Here is a 17,020-nt window from a genome sequence, read left to right as displayed (position 1 = left end):
GGCCGCGGTCTCCCGAGTTAGAGTCGGGTGACGTTGGTCGCGCGCGGTCCTTTCTCTGCTTGCTCGATATCGAATTCGAGCTCCTGTCCTTCTTCGAGGTCCGGGCCGCCAACGTCGTCCATGTGGAAGAAAACGTCCTCGTCCGCGTCCTCGCTCTCGATAAAGCCGTAACCGCCTGTGTCGTTGAAGAAATCAACCGTTCCTTTCGCCATTGCTTTTAGAGCGAACAGCGGAACACGGTTAATACTTCCGGGACGCAGATATCGGAGAAATCGAGGGTTTTGAGTGCCAGAAGACCAGTCTGCGGCATTATTTCGTTCGAGATGTCGAGAGAAAGCTACCGGCGAATCGACTCGGCATCTGCGTCGTCAAGTCGAACTGACGCGTCGCTACGTGGTAAAAAAATACGGAAAATTGGATCGAAAGTACGCTCGCGAATCTGAAACCGAGTTAGAGTCGGGTGACGTTGGTCGCGCGCGGACCTTTCTCTGCTTCTTCGATGTCGAATTCGAGGTCCTGTCCTTCTTCGAGGTCCGGGCCGCCGACGTCATCCATGTGGAAGAAAACGTCTTCGTCCGCGTCGTCGCTCTCGATAAAGCCGTAACCGCCTGTGTCGTTGAAGAAATCAACGGTTCCTTCTGCCATTGCGATTAGACACAATAGCTATCCACGGATAAGACTTGTGAGGGTCGCAATGTCACGGAGGTTAGGCGGACGAATTTCCACGATACAGGCAGAATTGTGGACATTTGAACGAAGAGAGATGGTAAGGACGGATGGCCCGCAGGGTTCAAACAGCAATTGCCTTCGTTCTGGCTCGATACACGATTCTTCGTTCCGCGGTCGCTCGAATCGTTGGAGAGCAGTTTCACGCGCCCGAACACCGGTCACGCGACGTGTGGGGCCGGTCACGTGACGTGTGGGACGATTTCGTCGCGGAGGTACTGCAAGAACTCCGCCGTCTCGAAGTCGCCCGGTTGGTATATCTCCACGTAGCCGCTTTCGGAGGCGGTCATCTTGAGGTCGTGGTCTTCGTACTCGCAGTCGAGACCGAGTTGGTTCAACCTCGCCCCTTCGACGACTGCTCCGAGATTCTCGTCGGCCAAGAGGTCGCTGCCGTGGAGGACGCCGTTCTCGCAGTTGCCGTCGGTGTCGTAGAAACCCGCCTTCCACGGCTTCGCCGCTTTCTGGGAGTCCAGGACGGCGTTCAGGTCGAGTTCCGCGCGCTCGATACCGGTGCCAGTCTCCCATTCGACCATCTCGAACGCGAACGTTCCGCGGCCGTTCTCCACGACGACGAACTCCCCCGGGACGCCAGCGACGGCCGTCGAGACAGTCTCCGTACTGGTGGACTCTCGGACGCGAATCTCGCCTGCGTCGATCTCGGTGGCCGTTCGAGTCGTCGGCCGTTCGACCGCTGCCCGACCCTCGAACGCCGCCGTGCCCGAGGGCAGCGAGAAAACTCGGTCTACTTCGAGACAGCGCGTCAACTCTCGGTCGTCTTTTCGAACGCTGTTCGAGAACGACTGGACGACGGCGAAGTCGTCCTGTGCGACTCCGAGGACCCCTGCGTGCATACGAAATGCGTTTTCAGGACAGATAGTTAACTGCCTCGAAATCGGGGGTTCGACCGGTGAGCGGAGAATTGACCGTCGAATCGCACGACTCCGGACCGTCCACACGACGCCGGACGGTCGTTCCTCACTCAAGAAGAGTCGTCGGTCTTCGTGTTCGTCCACTTACCGTTGGAGAGACATTGGGTTGGCTACATCAGCCGGAGTTCACGCACTCAGAGGTAGCGAGACATCCGATGCGTGGGACCGAGCGGATTGTCTAAGGTGAATCCGGCATCGCTGTACAACTTCTGGACGCCTCCTTTCCACGATTCGACGGTCAGCCAGACCTTGGTGACGCCGCGTTGGTTGGCGTACTCTAACCCACTCCGGAGGAGTTTTGAGCCAATCCCGGCCCGCTGGTAGTCCTGATGGACGAAAATTGCGAGTTCGTGGCGACCCACGCCGTCCGGCACGAACGCGACGTGGCCGACGACTCGGTCGTCGTGCCACGCAACGACGGAAACGGCGTCGCAGTTTTCGTTGCTGTCTCCGTCGTTGCCGCCGAGGATGCAGTCCAGCCAGTTACGAATCCCGGATTCGCCGAGCGGTGGCGTGCCTTGCGCACGCTGTGCTGGGTCGAAGGTGTCGTACATCGTGACGAGCGATTCGAGTGCCGCGTCGTCGTACGCCCGCAATCGAATCTCGCGCTGTTCTGCATCGGTGATGCGGAGCGGCGGTGCGACAGGGTCGGGGTTCTGCGGACCCCGCAAGCGTGAGTACAGCGTTCGGACGGGTCTAAAGTAGTTGGACATCGTGGGAAATCTTCTTCGAAGGTTCTGTGTCGCGGAGGCCGTGGGTAGGGGTTTGCAATGCTACTCGTTAAGTCTCTGTACTGGTGTCGTACTGCATCGGGGCCGCGGACCATACCGGACCACTGACTGTACGAACGGGTCGCAGACTGTACGAACGCCTCACTCACGCGGGACGGTGAGGTTGCGAAGCGTCCCGCTACATTCGGGACAGACCGCTCGATGCTCCGTCGCAGAGGTCCTATTGAGACACTCTTGGCATTCGTACTGCCGCGGTTCTGTGCCGGTACTGAATGGGTCGTGCCGAACCATGACGGTTGAGAAAAGAAGCCACACTGATTGTAAAGCTATTCCTATTATGACCTAGAGGAGCTAGCATTTATTGATAGTTAGTTTGCCCCTTCGTAGAGTTATTCGACATCTTCTGCGACAAAGATGCTATTTTTCGAGTGTGCGTAGAGAATCCCGTCGTCAATCGTCGGAGTACGCCTGTTCGAACGGCTTCGGTGGCAAGAGGAGGTCGTCGAGTTCGGGCATGTGCTTGACGTTGTAGACGACCTGCAACTCGTCGGTGATGGGCATCCCGTTACAGGAGAGACGGATGTTCTCCGCCATCATCTCGGCAGGGAGGACGTGACTGGACGGCATCGACAACTCACCGTCGAAGAGCATGATTGCACAGTTCGCGCACGCACCCCCGCGGCAGGCGAATGGCCACTCGTACCCGCGGTCCTCTGCGGCTTCGAGCAGTGATTCACCGGGTTCGACCTCGAACGTGCCGTAATCTGTCTCGGGGAGGTCTTTGTCGGCCGCCTTCTCGAACAGCGCGTCGTCGCCGATTTCCCAGCCGTAGTCCGGGAGTACGTCGTAATTGAGGTACGTGACTTCTGAGTAGGCCCGCTTTTCGGGTGTGGTTTGGTCGTCGGTGGTGTCGGGTTCGGCGTCGGGGAGGTCTGCTGACTCTTCGTAGCCTGCTTTGATTTTCTCGTAGGCTCGGCGGACACGCTGGAACTCTTGGACCGAACCGCCCTGGTCTGGGTGCGCCTGCTTCACCCGCTCTCTGTACGCCTGCTCTACCTGCTCGTCGTCTGCGTCGGAGTCGAGGTGGAGGACCTCGAACGGGGAGTCCATTAGTGGATGCTAGCGAAATGTGCGGTAAAAGTCTTCGCTCGTGGGGGGATGGACACTTCTTCTCTGGCAGAACCTTTCGGCAACGTCTGAGATACTGGCGGCAACTCGAATACCGTGGTGACATCCGAAAATAGAGCTGAAAGTGGAGTCCCAGATTTGAACCGAAACCAGACGTTCCTGCTCGCTTCCTCGCGGTTTCACCGCTCGCATATTCGAGGCGCTTCGCGCCTCGCATTCGCTGCGCGGGCATGCGACTGGTAGGGTTCAAATCCGTCCAGTAAGCAGATTTGCGGTTCACGGTGTGGGAAGCATACGCTACGCGGTGCTTCCCGAGTTGTTCACCGCAAAAGTATGCCGCCTCCCGGATTTGAACCGCCGGAAGACTTCGCTGCGCTCGTCTTCCGAGCCCCCGCTCGCTACGCTCGCGGGGACGGGGACAGCACGTCCGACGCTCATGGGCGCTTCGGTGAAACCCATGACGAAGGAACAACTCGAACCCATCTCGCCTGCTGAGGCGAAGGAGATGTACCTCGATGCGCGTAAGCGCGAAGTCTCGAAAAGTACGCTCGACGGCTACCACTACCGACTGAAACACTTCATCCGGTGGTGCGAGCAAGTCGAGGGAATCGAGAATATGAACAACCTCTCCGGTAGGGACCTACAGAGATTCAAGACGTGGCGGAGAGACGACGGCGACCTGAAACCCATCTCGCTTGAGGGCCAACTCGACGCCCTCCGAATCTTCATTCGGTGGTGCGGATCGATTGACGCAGTGGAACCGAACCTTCATGAGAAGTTCGAGGCGCTGATGCCGAAGCTCGACAAGACCGACGAGCAGAGTGAGAGTATCCTCGACACAGAGCAAGCGGAGGCCCTGCTCGAATACCAGCGGAAGTTCGAACACGCCTCACGCCCTCACGTCATCATAGAACTCCTGTGGCATACCGGGATTCGACTCGGGGCCTTGCACGCGCTTGACGTAGACGACTACGATGAAGAGGCTGAACGAATCTCTCTTCGCCATCGACCGGAGACAGGGACGCCTCTCAAGAACGGGAAAGAAGGAGAGCGTATTGTCGCTCTAAGCGCCGAGGTTTGCCGCTCAATCGAAGACTGGAGAGACTATAATCGTCATGATGTGGAGGACGAGAATGGCCGTGAGCCGCTTCTCACGAGCCGGAATGGGCGGATGAATCGGTCGAGCATCCGGGATTCGGTCTACATGGTGACTCGACCCTGCTACTATGGAGCGGACTGCCCCAAGGGTCGAGAGCCTGATGACTGCGAGGCGGCTGAGTACGGAGGATATAGCAAGTGTCCGGTGAACGTCTCACCTCACGACATTCGGCGGGGCTCCATCACTCACTTCTTGACTGAGGATGTGCCGGAGAAGGTCGTCTCTGACCGGATGAACGTGGGTCAAGATGTTCTCGACAAGCACTACGACAAACGAGACGAGGAGGTGAAGGTCGAACAACGGAGAGGGTATTTAGATAACATCTGAAACGTCGGGGCACTCTTTTCTCGTCATCTAAGAGTATTTAGAGCGGGTAACTTATGTATGAAGACAACTAGTTGACAACCATATGTCGTCAATTGGAGAATCATTCGAAGCGGCAGACAACATCCTTACCCTACTCGCCGTGATTCCGTTTTGTCTCGGTATCGCGGTTGCATCGAATAATATCGGGAACCCGAACTTCGATATGACCGGTTACACAACCGAGATGCTAACCGGGTTAGTTCATTCTCTTGTCCCGGACATCGGCGCAATCGTATTCCTCGGCGTTGCCATTTACCTGTTCGTCAATTTGCGGAACTGAGAGAGTTATCTCATTAGGTCGCACAAAGGAAGTCTTCTTGATAAGTACTACAACAAGCGAGATAGAATTCAAATAGAATCAAAGCCGTACGCAGGCATTTTTGAATCCTTAATCGGACTCTTCATCTTGAACAAGTCTTCGGAGAACCTTTCTTGCCTGTCTCTTGCCAGGCGGAGTAAGCCTGACCGTTGCAGATGGCCCCCTTCCCTTCCGATCGAAATATCGGTCACCGTCACCCTGATACATATTCCCCATACCTGAAGATGAGATATTTGAGAGTTCAAGTGCGTCCTTCAGGGAGGTTGATTTCACTCTATCTGCATCATAGCACTCATGCCAGAGGTACAGGAGTATTAGCGAAGCGACTCTCTGTTTGTCCGTTTTCCGTTGACCAATGTTCCCAATCTCGTCAACATAGATTACCGGGAAGTCATCCTCAACAGGGTCCACGTAGAGGAATTCCTCTAATTTAAACTCTGGTACTCTCAAATTAGAGGCAATCTCACTCAGGGGGCCAGGTTCAGTTTCACTTTCCTCTTCCTCTTCACCTCCATTTGGAGTGAACTCCTCCAAAGACGTGACTTCAGATTTGGAGGGACCCATCTCCGAAGGGTCATCGTCCCTCACTAATCCTTCCAGTGACTCCTGATTATCCTCGATAAATTGAATGAGGTCAAGAACCTCTTCTTGGTAGCCTTCGTCGTTGAGCGCGTGAATCTCGACTTCTAACGGACCGTATTCTAACTTGGCTGTTGTTTCCATTTCTTGGTAATACGCTCCAACTGTACAAACATAAGTCCTTCGCAGAAATGTCGATGAATCTCCGAAAGGTTTGATTCTATGTATCTGAACCCCAATCACCATACAGGAATGGAAATGGAGGGATAGACGATTACAGCCGCTTAAGCCCCTTAGAGGCAACATTAAATATTTCACCATCACTGCAACGGGACTCATATTCCCCGCATCTTTCTGCGGGAATACAAAACCATACTCGGAGAGTGCCATTTGAATCCATCTTCGGAACCACCCACAAGGGAACATTTAAGTCATGGCCGTACGTTGGTGTTATCAAACGCTGGTCATCCCAGTCTAAGATACATATCAAAACGAAATACGACTCGGCCCGCGCGGTTCCCTGGCAGGTTCCGCGGGCCGATGGTGCAGCCCCTTCAACACCCCGTCCAGCCGCAAGGACTTGGGTTCCCCGCGACAAGAGAGGCTGTCAGGGCTTACGCTATACTTTAGCGGCCCTCTCCAAATAGTTTGCTCTTGTCTCAGACGGACTGGACAGACACTCAAATGAGTTCCACTTCGGAAACTCCATCCGACGATCCAGAACATACACCGTGGAACGAACTCACCACGGCACGACAGCGAGTAGCACTGACTATAGCCCACACGCACGGGCCTCAAACCTTTAACCGTCCTGACCTTCGCGACGACGTGGAGGATACGGACGACATCGAGGACGTCATCGACGACAAAGACCGGGTCCTCACTTCGCTGAAGTACACTCGGCTCCTGAACGACCTTACCGAGGACGGTTACCTCGTGAAGGAGTTTCAGGGAGGGACCAACCCCATTATCCTTGACGTTGAGTACGACTCCGACCGCGACATGCGGAACTCGGCCCCATTCGGGGACACCAGCGCGCTCCATACGCTGGTGGCTCAAGTCTGCGACCGAGAAGGTATCATTCGAGACCTTCTTGATGAAGTCGACAACCCGTACGACTTCAATGAGGTCAAGGACAAAGTGAACAAGGCCGTCGGTCGAGCAGTCCTTCTGCCCTACTCCGACCCGAGCAAGTACCGCTTCACGAAAGAGGCGTACTCGCTCGTCTACGAAAAGGTCGAAGAGGCGAAGGACACCGACGAGTAGGCCAACAGGCCATACTCTCCTTCAAACGCGAAAAGGATTTTCGTTGAACTAAGACGCTCATTTCGCGCTCACGGCTCTCCATGCCACTCTCAGCGAGTTCTCAAATCAAGCAAGGGGAATCATCGGCTGAGTATTATCTTCGCTCATATCGCAGTCTACTCGCTCTGACAAGAAATAGGCCAGAAGGCCCCGTCCGAACACTGAAACGTAGTCCTTACTCAGTGGTGTCCTGCCACTCTGCACCTCGATTCTTCAGAAACACGGCGAGTCCTCGCTCTTGGATGGTTGGCAGTCCGAGGTCAGAGGCGACTTTCACCCTACCCAAATCAGCAGAGGGATTGACAACGAGGTAGTCCGTCTCTTCGGAGATTGCACCGGCTACGGTACCACCGTTGGACTCAATTAGTTCTATCCAGTCCGAACGTCGACCTGAGAGATCTCCACCAGTAAAGACGAACTCAAGACTGTCAACCGCGTCGTCCGTATAGGGTTTTGATGCCATACACGACCAAGAAGGTGAGAAACCAACATTAGGGAAGTGTTTCCTCTAACCGCTATCTCACGAAAGGCACCCAGCTGATGTTTTCAACTTGGAGCGCCCGGTCCCCAAAGGTCATCTTTCTCACAGACAGACACCTTCTCGTCGGTACTTGGCAGTGAATCGAAAGCAGGTATCCCCGGTCCCCAGTTCATCTCCCCCCAGTGAACCACGACTTCCAAGTCCTCGTTCAACGTCCTATGGCGATGAGCGTCGTCGCTGGCCTGGTTCACGTGATTCATCAGATGTCCCGGCTCACCGACAACCGTTCGACTACACCCGTCAATCGGACAGGTATACACTTCAGGGCCTTCCGTCGAACTCTCATCACCATCTCGGGCTTGGCGAATCTGTTTGAGCTTGTTGTGGCTCTCGGACTTACTCATGCTCACACCTCCGTCGGTCATCACTTCCTGCTCGGTCGTTTCCTCGGGGAGTTCTGGGTCTCGCTCTTCACCTCCACATCGGACGTATCGGGCGTTTTCGGGGTCGGGGAGGTCAGCCGGATAATAGACGTATCTCTCACCATTTGCCCTCAAAGGGCAGAACGCCATCGCTACCTCTTTGTACTCAGTTTTGAGCCATTTCTTCAACACCCACTCATGGTACGAGCGTTCACGCTTCGGGTTGATTTGATGCGCGAGTTCCCCGATATCACTGGCTGTGGGACGGCCCACGAAATCACCCGACGACCATGACCTTGAGGGGGTATTGATTTCCCCACAGTAGGTGGGGGGTAAGGCAGAGAGGTCAAGTCCGTATTGCTCGGCAACCTGTTCAGGAGTTACTGGGCTGGCAAGGAGACGCGTCGCGGCTCGAACTATATCGAGTTCTGTAATGCTGGGCTTGCCATCCTTCTCGGGGTCAGTCCATGGCTTGTGTTCCTCGGCGTTGAATCCATTCTCGTATTCGCGCCGTCGCCAGCGATGCCACTTCCCGACATCAAACTCCTCCTGTACGGCGTCCATCTGTTCAAGCAGATATCTCTCTCCCTTTCGGAGCCACTTGCGCGTGTTCCCGGTCTTGTCGTAGGGGTTCTCCCGACAGTATCGCTTGAAGACTGAGAGAGCAAGCTTTCTCGCATCCCCTTCATCCTCTCCTCGGTAGAAGAAGGCGCCGTAAAGCAGTTCAAGCGCGTAGTAATCGGCGGCGCTCTGGTTGATGCCAGTCTCGTCATCTCGTCGAAGTTCGTAGGAGCCCGTTCCTCCTCGAAGGAGGTCCATCAAGTCTTCCCCGGCGAGTCGAGTTGAGTGTCGGGTGAACTCGGTACAAATGTAGCGTTCTCCCTCGTCGGCCGGAGTATCATCAGGAAGGGTGATTTGCTCTCCGCCGTAGTCCTCCTTCAAGGTCTTGTCGCTGCCGCTCGAAGCACAGACTTCGCGGAGATGTTCGAGATAGTCGCCGGAGAGCGTTGTTATCGGCTTGTTGACTGCAATTTCGTATTCCCCGGTTCCTTCGCTCGGGCAGTTCGCTTTGCCGTCACCACATTCGCCGTGGTCGATAGTCGAGCCGGGTCCGACGACATACTGCCCTTCGTAGCGGATGCTCCCCCAGTCAGTTTGCGCGTTCGAGATGCCTGTATCGTCCTTGAGGGCGTAGTAAGGATGATAGCCCCCATGCGGCGACTCGACTACGAACGTCGAGGGAAGATCCGCTGTCTCCTCAGGGAGTTCTTCGAGTTTGTCATCCACGTCGAGGAGAACCAGCCCATCACCACCGTGGATAGTGTAATTCCCGGAGGTCTTCGTCGGGAGTCGCTGGTTATCATGGTAGTAGCAGGCCTTTGATTCTTCCTCGACACTGGCGCTCCGTTCGACTCGAACACCTGCATCGCTGAGTCGTTTCTCTACAAGCGTCTTAGGGCCTCTTGCCCCGGTAGCGTTATCGGAATCGCGGGATATTTTAGACATGGAACTTGGTCACCTCCGAGTTCCGCTGTACCACGTCAGCCTGACTTCGCCCGGAGTGGAGTCCGTCTGAGACCGTCAAATGCCCACACTCTTCGACAGTTCGTCGTAGGGGGTTCCGAGTGCCCAGCTCGCCCCCGTTCTTCGTTATGTTCATACGTACGTGTTAGTTGTTAGTCTGAGATTCCGATTCTTCCGGCAGCACGTACCAGACGAATAGGGGACCGCTCGTCGTTCTAGCCGCCTGCGTATTGATGATTTCAGCTTCAGCAGGGATAGTGTCGCTGTTCAGTACTTTTTCACGGTGAATCGTTCGTCCACTCATTATCCGTTACCTCTACTTGTCCGGGTCCAGTTCCACAGTGGCTCTCTGTACAAACTCGTCCCATGTGATTCCGAGCTTTGCTTTGGTCACTCGGGCCTCATCGCGGGTTGACTTCGTCGCGAGGATTCGTGGCTTTGCTTCTTGCGCCATATGGAATGAAGGGGCTTATAGTCTATAAGGTTGTGTCTAGAATAATGCTAGTTCCCACTGTGAAATTCTGGTCTTAATGAGAGAATGCTAAACCCGTATTGCTCTAATTTGCCGTGAGCGGCTCCTTCTCGGATTTGATATCCAATCAGGCCCGATTCCCCCAGAGATGGCAAGAAATCGACTGAGTGGCGCGAGAGCGAATTCTAAGAGCAAGTGAGACGAACCCTCCTCTCAAAAAGACGCAATTCGCCTTTTAGATAGCCTGTTTGTACGAAATACGGCCGATTCGCCCGGTAACCTCATTGGAGATGTCAGCTATTCCTCAATTGATGGCACAAGAACTAACCGAGGAACAGAAGGCAGCCGTAAGGGAGCAAGTTCAGGAACACGTACAGAAGGAAAAAGAGGCGGTTGTGCAGGCTGTTCGAGAACACAAGAAGGAACAGCTCCCATCGAGGATTTCAACCCTCTTAGAGGATGTACTCATTGGACTCAATGAGCGCGGTATCGATATTCATCAGGAAGAGGTCGATGTTGTCGAGATTGCTCGGGACACTGTAATGGAAGCCGTCCTCGGGTCTGAGTTCCAAGAAGAGACTCCCGATACTCCGGTCAGCAGTCGAGATAATCGGGATATTGCTACCGAAGACGCCTCGGATACGAAGCTGGAACCGGAAACATACACTGAGGAGATTCCTCTCGAACGTGGAGAGGACCCCGAAACGGTGGAGATTGAAAGAGTTGAGCCACCCACAGATCCACGTCTAAACGCGGATCTGAATGCCTCCGAAATATCTTGGGCGTATAAAGAAGGAGTGCTTCCCGACAGGATTCTCGGGAAACCTCGAACGAACGAAGATGACACGTCTACTTCCGAGGAAGAGTCTGACCCGGAGGATGTTCCTAGAGCCGGACTACCTTGGTATCAGTAACAATGAGCGAGAGTGATTCCCCCGACGTGATGCCCAAAGATGCAGGTTGGGTAGTGAAATCCGAGCGGAACAAGGTCTACAACCCAGTAGTCTCGACAGAAGAGGTCGCCGAAGAACTCGGGATTAGTACGGAAGAGGCGTTCGAGTTACTCGAAGAAGCCCCCCGACCCTCGGGAAAGCCAATTGGCGACACCCACGTCTGGTGGTAGAGAGGTACAGGATGAGGATGAGAGTTCCAAGGATTAGACTCCCCTCCGTCTTACCTCGACCACCATACCCTAATCTCACAAATCAACACTCATGACCGTCAAGAACGAGGAACGGTATCTCGGGATGGAATTCGAGGACGTTCCGAAGGCCGAACCCGATACCGCTTGCAACGGCAAGAAGGCCGAAACCACAGAAGATGGTAAGCGACTGTTCGACGGGTACTGTTCTCTGCCGGCAGGATGGGGCGTCATTGATGGTGGCGAAGATGGCCGTCGGTGCAAGTTACACGGCGGCGTTCCGAGCGGTGGTGCGCCAGCGAGCAATCAAAACGCCGCAAAACATAGTCTCAGCGCCGATCCTCATCACTACTATCAGAACCTTGACGCAGAGGAGCAGGAGTTCATTGAGAAGATTGCATCGACGATTGAGGACCGTGTTCGAGAGAACACTGGAGCAGTCGACCACATGGACCAGGTCTTGTCCAGACGAGTAGCGATTAAACTTCACATCGTCTCTAAGGCGTCCGCATACATAGAGAAGGAATCGGGACTGGTTCAGGAAGTGGCGACCCGGGGTTCGACCCGAAAAGAAGCGGCACCTCTCCTCGAAGAGGTACGTCGATACGATAGTTCGATTTTTACGAATCTCCAGAAACTCGGGGTCCTCGACGATCCGGAGAGTCAGAAGGTCACCGCTCTCGAAACTTGGCGAGGTTTCATAGAGGATAGCCGGGATTCCTGAGAAGCCGCTGAGAGCCAGTCTCTCGGATATGATACCTCGGCAGGGCTATTCCCCTGCTGGAGATGAGAACTCCAAGAAGCGGCAAATATGGCCGGATATGGGGCAGTGAGAATCAGAGCCCCAATGCAAATTCGCCTCAGCCACCTCATTCACGTCCTATTGACGTGACCCCCGGTCCCTCTCGTGCCTCGGCGGGGGGCGCCATTAGAACCAGATTCCCGAAAACACGTGAGGCCCAAAATCGCCAATACGGCGCGATAGTGTCCAACGCACAGGTCACTCTAGAACGGGTGTCGATGATATCGTGTTTTCCTATCGATAACGTTCCGGACTCCAGAGGTATTCACTCATCGTCTTGAATTTCGAAGTCGAGATTGTCAAGTTCTTCTTGGTGTTCCTCGGCTTCTTCTCTTCGGGAATCATAGGCACGCTCTAGTGAGTCCATATTCTGGAGCTGTTCGTTAAACTGCTCCATGTCACTTTGCAAGCTTTGGAAGTTTTGTTGAATCGCGTCCACACGGTCTTGGATCTCATCACTGAGATTCGGTGTGTCGCGTGGGATATCGAAGCAAAGGTAACCATCCTCAACGTAGCAGTCATAATAGGAAACGCGACTGCTTGACGGCTGCCACCGAAGTTGCTGCTCGTCTCCCTCAAAGGGTATGCGTACGACCAGAAGCTCACGATTACGCTTTGTCCGTTTGACACCATCCTGGTTATCAAAGTCAAGTTCAGGCAGATCAAAAGAATACTCGGCAATCAACCCGTCAAGATACTCATCGTTGTCGTTTTCGAGGATTTCATCATAGTCGGCATACCGAATTTCATCGTGAATCTCACTTTCTCGACTGCGTTGGATCTGGAGTATCGATTGTCCACCGAAAACGCTGAATGTACGAGTCATTGAGTTCTTTATTATCATCAATCGAACTTTAATTCTCTGTTTTTGAGATTGCAGTCCTCTTGGCCGTCATCTCAATCGGTAACATTCTCCTGATACAGTCTCTGTAGTCTGCACGACGTTCCTACCCATCCTGGAGGAGCGAATGTATCGGGAAGAACTGCAACATCGGGAATGCTACTGCGTCACTAATATCCTCGTAGGCTGGTATCGCCCTCGTGAATGGTTTGGAAATGAAAATCAAGGAAGGGACATTATCGAAATGCGAGCTACGCCGGCCAGTCAACTTCAGTTGCGTTTTCTTGTCCGGGATAGTCAGGCCAGTCGTTGTGTTCGTCCGGGCCGTATTCCTCTGGACGGACTATCTCAGACCGCTCTCTTACAACTCGATCAGTGACTTTGATAGCTGCGTCATTGCGTTTATGAACTCCAAACACTCGCTCGTCTTGGTGTTGGAATCGCCAATACTGGTGGTCATCGAGGAAGATTAGTCCCGGGTTCTCGCAGCCGGGTCGTCCGCAGGTCGCGGCCGTATCGGGATATCCGATAGGTTCGACGGCAGCGACGTAAGTGTACCCACCTTTCCGTTCCTGAGGACCCCCACCGTCAACGTGCCCATTACAGCGACTGAGCATAGTAAATAGGTCAATGTCCTTCCGGAAATAGACAGCCCTCAGCCGTGGTATGAGCAGCGATAATATTAATCCGGGTCTTCCCCTTCTTCTACACAAAAACTTGCTTTATGGAGCAGTCAGCCGCCTTAGAATCGATTCAAGGCCAATTGCGAGGTCATGGCCTCCTCTAATCTCCAGAATTTCACTCTATCAAGGCCTGAGTGTACCGTGTACTGGTCACGAGTAATTACAAGAGCCTCCCGAGTCAATTGAGAGCGAAGTGCCTGAAGGCGTCGGGGCGCGAGTGAAATCATGGTCAAATCTAATCGGGCTATTCGCGGGAGAATCGCCGGAAAGCGATGCTCTCTGTCGAATATTGTCCGAGTAGAAAGGCCATGCCGCCTCCCGGATTTGAACCGGGGACAGCTCGATCTTCAGTCGAGTGCTCTCCCAGTCTGAGCTAAGGCGGCGCATTCGCAACGAAGCGCATGAGAGAGAAAAGGGTTTCGAAAGGCGGCGACGGCGTGGACAAGACACTTGCTCCCTGAAACCGACTACCAAGGTATGGGTGAAAGAGCGTGCTACCTCAAATTCTGTCCGGAGTGTGACGCTCGAATAACAATCATCGAGGAGACGTGCCCCCACTGCGGGGCCACACTGGATTAGGCGACTTTGCGTCGCTCGGAGAACTTCGTCGTGCCGCTATCGGACTCGACGATGGTGACGATGGTCACGTAGCCGTCGTTATTTTTGATTTTCGCGCCGCCGATGTAGCCGACTTTCACCCGCTTCGTGGAGGTGTGCGTGCCACCTGCTTCGAGGGTGCCGACCGACTCCTCGCCGGTCCAAATCTTGTCGTCGTCAGCGTACACCTTCGTCGTCACGTGGACGTTCTCACGGCGTTGGTCGCCCGTGTTCTTCAGCGTCGCCGTCACGTCTCGGCAGGTGCTGCCACACTTCTCGATGTTGTCGATGGTGAGGAAGTAGCCAGTGTCGGTTGAATCGCTCCCACTACTGGAACCGCCGGAGTCGCCGCCACTGCCCCCCGAGCTACCGCCGCTGGACCCCGAGTTACTGCCGCCCGACTCACTGCCGCTACCGGAGTCGGAGCCGGCGGGTACCGTCGTCGGACTCGTCCCCGTGGGGTCCGCTATCGACCCGGACGGGAAACCACCCAAGAAGAACGCCGTCACCCCAGCGACGGCCAGTAGCGCGACACCGACAGCCAACGCGCGCTGATTCACAGTTTCACCCACTCGAAATTCGCGTGCCAGTGCATTGGACTAATCGTTGCTATTTGGGGGATATATGTTTGGCGGTGGAATCGGACAGGATTAATGTGTCGCCCCGCAATCGATTTTGGGAAAACAGATTGCTCCCACAGGATTATTTACATTCATACTGGAAACACCCTATATAATTGACCATACTGCGGAGCGTGCGGTCGGCGTTTAGCCGACGTGAAACTACGACGACCAAAGAGAATATATGGACAGCCACCCGGTACCTTGACAGCTACAATGTCGGAGACGATGTACCGTGAAATTTACGACAAAGTCAACGACGGAATCGTCATTCACGACCCCGACACTGGTGCGATTTTAGACGTCAATAAGCGTGCGACCGAAATATACGGCTACTCCGAAGCGGAGTTGGTGAACCTCCAGGTAGAAGACTTCAGTGCGGCAGACGAGGGCTTCGACCAAGAGCACGCTATCGCCCACATCGACCGCGCGCGAGAAGAGGGTGACCATCGATTCGAATGGCTACTCGACCCCAACGACGGCGAGCGATTCTGGGCCGAAATCAACCTCCGCAACGCGACGATTCGAGGCGAGGACCGCATCTTGGCGATCGTCCGCGACATCTCCGAGCAGAAAGCCTACGAACGACGACTCGAAACGGCCGAGAAGCGATTCCGTGCGCTCGCCGAAAACGCGTCGTTCGCCGTCGTGACTATCGACGACACGAGTACGATTCGATACGCGAACGAGGCCGTCTCCGACATGTTCGGGTATCGGCCCGACGAACTCGAAGGCGACTCTATCGAGAGTATCATCCCCGAACGACTCCGGGACGACCACACCGACGGAATCGAACGATATCTCGAAGAAGGCACCCGTCACATAGACTGGGAGGGACTCGAACTCCCTGGCAGACACCGTGACGGCCACGAACTCGTCTTGGAGGTGAGTTTCGGGGAACTCGAAGTCGAAGACGAGCGACTGTTCACCGGGATTCTACAGGACGTCTCCGAACGGGTCGAGCGCGAACGCGCCATCGAGTCGCTCCACGACGCGACCAGAGAGATGGTTCGCGCAGACGACCCACAGGAAATCGCCGACATCGCCGTCAGAACTGCACACTCTATCCTCGACTATCCGATCTGTGGACTCTGGGTCAGCGACGAGAGCGGCGAGCGATTAGAACCGCTCGCGTGGACCGACGAGGCCGAGGCGTTCTTCGACGAGATTCCTGCCGTGACGGCGGCCGCCGACAGTGTCGCGTGGCAGGCATACGAGCAAAACGAACTCGTCGCCTACGACGACGTGCGGACGGCCAATGCGGTCTACAACCCCGAGACGCGCGCCCGAAGCGAGATGTTCATTCCAGTCGGCGAACGAGGCCTACTCATCATCAGCGCACAGGTCGAAGAGGCGTTCACCGAGGCCGACCACTCGCTGGCGTGTTTGCTCGGCGCGAACGTCGAAGTCGGTCTCGAACGCGCAGAGCAAGTCCAAGAGCTCTCCCGGCAGAAGAACCGCCTCGAATTCCTCAACAGCCTCCTCCGTCACGACGTGCTGAACGGCATGAACATCATCGCTGGCTACGCCGACTTGCTCGAAGACCACGTCGAAGACGACGAGCAAGCGGCGTCGCACGTCGAGACGATACAGTCGTGGAGCGACGACATCGTTGACCTCATCCAGCGAGTGCGGACGATGCTCGACGTGCTGACCGGGCGAACCAGTCCGGAAGTCGAACCGAAGACGCTCGCCCCGGTTCTCCGAGACGAAGTTCGACGGCTTCGCAAGACCCACTCCACTGTCGATATCGACCTAAACGTCGCCGACGGTGTCCACGTGCAAGCAGACGAGTTCCTCCCGGAAATCGTCGGCAACCTGCTCACGAACGCCGTCAACCACAACGACACAGAGGGTCTGCGTATCGATATCTCGGCCGACGTGAGTGACGGAGTCGTCCAGATTCGAATTGCGGACACAGGCAGTGGTGTCCCCGAAGAGCTAAAAGACGCAATCTTCCACCGCGGGAAGACTGGCGAGACAGACAACTCCGGCAGTGGTTTCGGACTGTTCTTCGCCGAGACGATGGTCACCGAATACGGTGGAGACATCTGGGTCGAGGACAACGAGCCGTCAGGTGCAGTGTTCGTCGTGGAGTTACAGAACTCGGGTGGCAGTCGTGGCACCGGCGGAGCGAGTTGGGAGCAGTGAGTAGGCGGAACTGTTGAGTGGAGTTGTCGTGTCGCGCTAATCGC

General features: G+C 55.1%; 18 protein-coding genes and 1 tRNA gene. 7 read left to right on the top strand and 12 right to left on the bottom strand.

What is annotated here, in order from left to right:
• Positions 1-17: 17 nt before the first annotated feature.
• From F7R90_RS00445 to fer, 6 genes are all read right to left on the bottom strand, one after another.
• Positions 18-212 carry a cold-shock protein gene (locus tag F7R90_RS00445; RefSeq protein ID WP_158055332.1) on the bottom strand — a complete coding sequence of 65 codons (195 nt, stop codon included), beginning with the start codon at positions 210-212 and terminating at the stop codon, positions 18-20.
• A 238-nt stretch (positions 213-450) separates the two neighbouring features.
• Positions 451-645: a cold-shock protein gene (locus tag F7R90_RS00440; protein WP_158055331.1), complete on the bottom strand. Its 195-nt coding sequence runs from the start codon at positions 643-645 to the stop codon at positions 451-453.
• Between the two features lie 263 nt (positions 646-908).
• Complete coding sequence (locus F7R90_RS00435) at positions 909-1,577, bottom strand: hypothetical protein (protein WP_158055330.1); 669 nt, start codon at positions 1,575-1,577, stop codon at positions 909-911.
• A 212-nt stretch (positions 1,578-1,789) separates the two neighbouring features.
• Positions 1,790-2,326 carry a GNAT family N-acetyltransferase gene (locus F7R90_RS00430; RefSeq protein WP_225741219.1) on the bottom strand — a complete coding sequence of 179 codons (537 nt, stop codon included), beginning with the start codon at positions 2,324-2,326 and terminating at the stop codon, positions 1,790-1,792.
• Positions 2,327-2,527: 201 nt separating this feature from the next.
• The gene (locus F7R90_RS00425) at positions 2,528-2,677 is read right to left on the bottom strand and encodes a rubrerythrin-like domain-containing protein (RefSeq protein WP_158055328.1); all 150 of its coding nucleotides are present in this window, start codon (positions 2,675-2,677) and stop codon (positions 2,528-2,530) included.
• Between the two features lie 159 nt (positions 2,678-2,836).
• Positions 2,837-3,496 carry a ferredoxin Fer gene (gene fer, locus F7R90_RS00420; RefSeq protein ID WP_158055327.1) on the bottom strand — a complete coding sequence of 220 codons (660 nt, stop codon included), beginning with the start codon at positions 3,494-3,496 and terminating at the stop codon, positions 2,837-2,839.
• A 475-nt stretch (positions 3,497-3,971) separates the two neighbouring features.
• On the opposite strand from fer, the gene F7R90_RS00415 reads away from it, so the two are divergent.
• Both F7R90_RS00415 and F7R90_RS21950 read left to right on the top strand, forming a co-directional pair.
• On the top strand, positions 3,972-5,000 hold the full coding sequence (locus F7R90_RS00415) for a tyrosine-type recombinase/integrase (RefSeq protein WP_158055326.1): 1,029 nt from the start codon (positions 3,972-3,974) through the stop codon (positions 4,998-5,000).
• Positions 5,001-5,082: 82 nt separating this feature from the next.
• Positions 5,083-5,319, top strand: coding sequence for a hypothetical protein (locus tag F7R90_RS21950; RefSeq protein ID WP_192498361.1), 237 nt, complete (start codon positions 5,083-5,085; stop codon positions 5,317-5,319).
• 108 nt (positions 5,320-5,427) lie between these two features.
• Here F7R90_RS21950 and F7R90_RS00410 read toward each other — a convergent pair whose 3' ends face one another.
• Positions 5,428-6,327 (bottom strand): hypothetical protein, encoded by a 900-nt coding sequence (locus F7R90_RS00410; protein WP_225741218.1) that lies wholly within the window; start codon positions 6,325-6,327, stop codon positions 5,428-5,430.
• Positions 6,328-6,765: 438 nt separating this feature from the next.
• On the opposite strand from F7R90_RS00410, the gene F7R90_RS00405 reads away from it, so the two are divergent.
• A complete protein-coding gene (locus F7R90_RS00405; RefSeq protein WP_225741217.1) occupies positions 6,766-7,203 on the top strand; it encodes a hypothetical protein in 438 nt (145 codons plus the stop codon).
• 214 nt (positions 7,204-7,417) lie between these two features.
• On the opposite strand, the gene F7R90_RS00400 is transcribed toward F7R90_RS00405, so the two are convergent.
• Positions 7,418-7,705: a BRCT domain-containing protein gene (locus F7R90_RS00400; protein ID WP_158055325.1), complete on the bottom strand. Its 288-nt coding sequence runs from the start codon at positions 7,703-7,705 to the stop codon at positions 7,418-7,420.
• 83 nt (positions 7,706-7,788) lie between these two features.
• Positions 7,789-9,651, bottom strand: coding sequence for a bifunctional DNA primase/polymerase (locus F7R90_RS00395; protein ID WP_158055324.1), 1,863 nt, complete (start codon positions 9,649-9,651; stop codon positions 7,789-7,791).
• Positions 9,652-10,452: 801 nt separating this feature from the next.
• On the opposite strand from F7R90_RS00395, the gene F7R90_RS00390 reads away from it, so the two are divergent.
• The 3 genes from F7R90_RS00390 to F7R90_RS21945 all read left to right on the top strand — a co-directional run bounded on the left by F7R90_RS00390 (position 10,453) and on the right by F7R90_RS21945 (position 12,006).
• Positions 10,453-11,055 carry a hypothetical protein gene (locus tag F7R90_RS00390; protein WP_158055323.1) on the top strand — a complete coding sequence of 201 codons (603 nt, stop codon included), beginning with the start codon at positions 10,453-10,455 and terminating at the stop codon, positions 11,053-11,055.
• Positions 11,056-11,057: 2 nt separating this feature from the next.
• Positions 11,058-11,264: a hypothetical protein gene (locus F7R90_RS00385; RefSeq protein ID WP_158055322.1), complete on the top strand. Its 207-nt coding sequence runs from the start codon at positions 11,058-11,060 to the stop codon at positions 11,262-11,264.
• A gap of 91 nt (positions 11,265-11,355) precedes the next feature.
• A complete protein-coding gene (locus F7R90_RS21945) occupies positions 11,356-12,006 on the top strand; it encodes a hypothetical protein (protein ID WP_192498359.1) in 651 nt (216 codons plus the stop codon).
• Positions 12,007-12,349: 343 nt separating this feature from the next.
• On the opposite strand, the gene F7R90_RS00375 is transcribed toward F7R90_RS21945, so the two are convergent.
• From F7R90_RS00375 to F7R90_RS00365, 3 genes are all read right to left on the bottom strand, one after another.
• Positions 12,350-12,910, bottom strand: a complete 561-nt coding sequence (locus tag F7R90_RS00375) for a hypothetical protein (RefSeq protein WP_158055321.1) — start codon at positions 12,908-12,910, stop codon at positions 12,350-12,352.
• 1,007 nt (positions 12,911-13,917) lie between these two features.
• Positions 13,918-13,991: transfer RNA gene (locus F7R90_RS00370), tRNA-Phe, on the bottom strand.
• Positions 13,992-14,183: 192 nt separating this feature from the next.
• On the bottom strand, positions 14,184-14,765 hold the full coding sequence (locus F7R90_RS00365; protein ID WP_158055320.1) for an FxLYD domain-containing protein: 582 nt from the start codon (positions 14,763-14,765) through the stop codon (positions 14,184-14,186).
• A 288-nt stretch (positions 14,766-15,053) separates the two neighbouring features.
• On the opposite strand from F7R90_RS00365, the gene F7R90_RS00360 reads away from it, so the two are divergent.
• Positions 15,054-16,976, top strand: coding sequence for a sensor histidine kinase (locus F7R90_RS00360; RefSeq protein WP_233752298.1), 1,923 nt, complete (start codon positions 15,054-15,056; stop codon positions 16,974-16,976).
• The last annotated feature ends 44 nt before the right edge of the window (positions 16,977-17,020 follow it).

The organism is Halorussus halophilus, from assembly GCF_008831545.1.
Taxonomy (GTDB): domain Archaea; phylum Halobacteriota; class Halobacteria; order Halobacteriales; family Haladaptataceae; genus Halorussus; species Halorussus halophilus.
This window is presented reverse-complemented; position numbering and strand designations above follow the sequence as displayed.

Coding starts and splice junctions, on each gene's coding strand:
- F7R90_RS00445 (WP_158055332.1), bottom strand. CDS start 212: ATGGCGAAAGGAACGGTTGATTTCTTCAACGACACAGGCGGTTACGGC.
- F7R90_RS00440 (WP_158055331.1), bottom strand. CDS start 645: ATGGCAGAAGGAACCGTTGATTTCTTCAACGACACAGGCGGTTACGGC.
- F7R90_RS00435 (WP_158055330.1), bottom strand. CDS start 1,577: ATGCACGCAGGGGTCCTCGGAGTCGCACAGGACGACTTCGCCGTCGTC.
- F7R90_RS00425 (WP_158055328.1), bottom strand. CDS start 2,677: ATGGTTCGGCACGACCCATTCAGTACCGGCACAGAACCGCGGCAGTAC.
- fer (WP_158055327.1), bottom strand. CDS start 3,496: ATGGACTCCCCGTTCGAGGTCCTCCACCTCGACTCCGACGCAGACGAC.
- F7R90_RS00415 (WP_158055326.1), top strand. CDS start 3,972: ATGACGAAGGAACAACTCGAACCCATCTCGCCTGCTGAGGCGAAGGAG.
- F7R90_RS21950 (WP_192498361.1), top strand. CDS start 5,083: ATGTCGTCAATTGGAGAATCATTCGAAGCGGCAGACAACATCCTTACC.
- F7R90_RS00410 (WP_225741218.1), bottom strand. CDS start 6,327: ATGGCACTCTCCGAGTATGGTTTTGTATTCCCGCAGAAAGATGCGGGG.
- F7R90_RS00400 (WP_158055325.1), bottom strand. CDS start 7,705: ATGGCATCAAAACCCTATACGGACGACGCGGTTGACAGTCTTGAGTTC.
- F7R90_RS00395 (WP_158055324.1), bottom strand. CDS start 9,651: ATGTCTAAAATATCCCGCGATTCCGATAACGCTACCGGGGCAAGAGGC.
- F7R90_RS00390 (WP_158055323.1), top strand. CDS start 10,453: ATGGCACAAGAACTAACCGAGGAACAGAAGGCAGCCGTAAGGGAGCAA.
- F7R90_RS00385 (WP_158055322.1), top strand. CDS start 11,058: ATGAGCGAGAGTGATTCCCCCGACGTGATGCCCAAAGATGCAGGTTGG.
- F7R90_RS21945 (WP_192498359.1), top strand. CDS start 11,356: ATGACCGTCAAGAACGAGGAACGGTATCTCGGGATGGAATTCGAGGAC.
- F7R90_RS00375 (WP_158055321.1), bottom strand. CDS start 12,910: ATGACTCGTACATTCAGCGTTTTCGGTGGACAATCGATACTCCAGATC.
- F7R90_RS00360 (WP_233752298.1), top strand. CDS start 15,054: ATGTACCGTGAAATTTACGACAAAGTCAACGACGGAATCGTCATTCAC.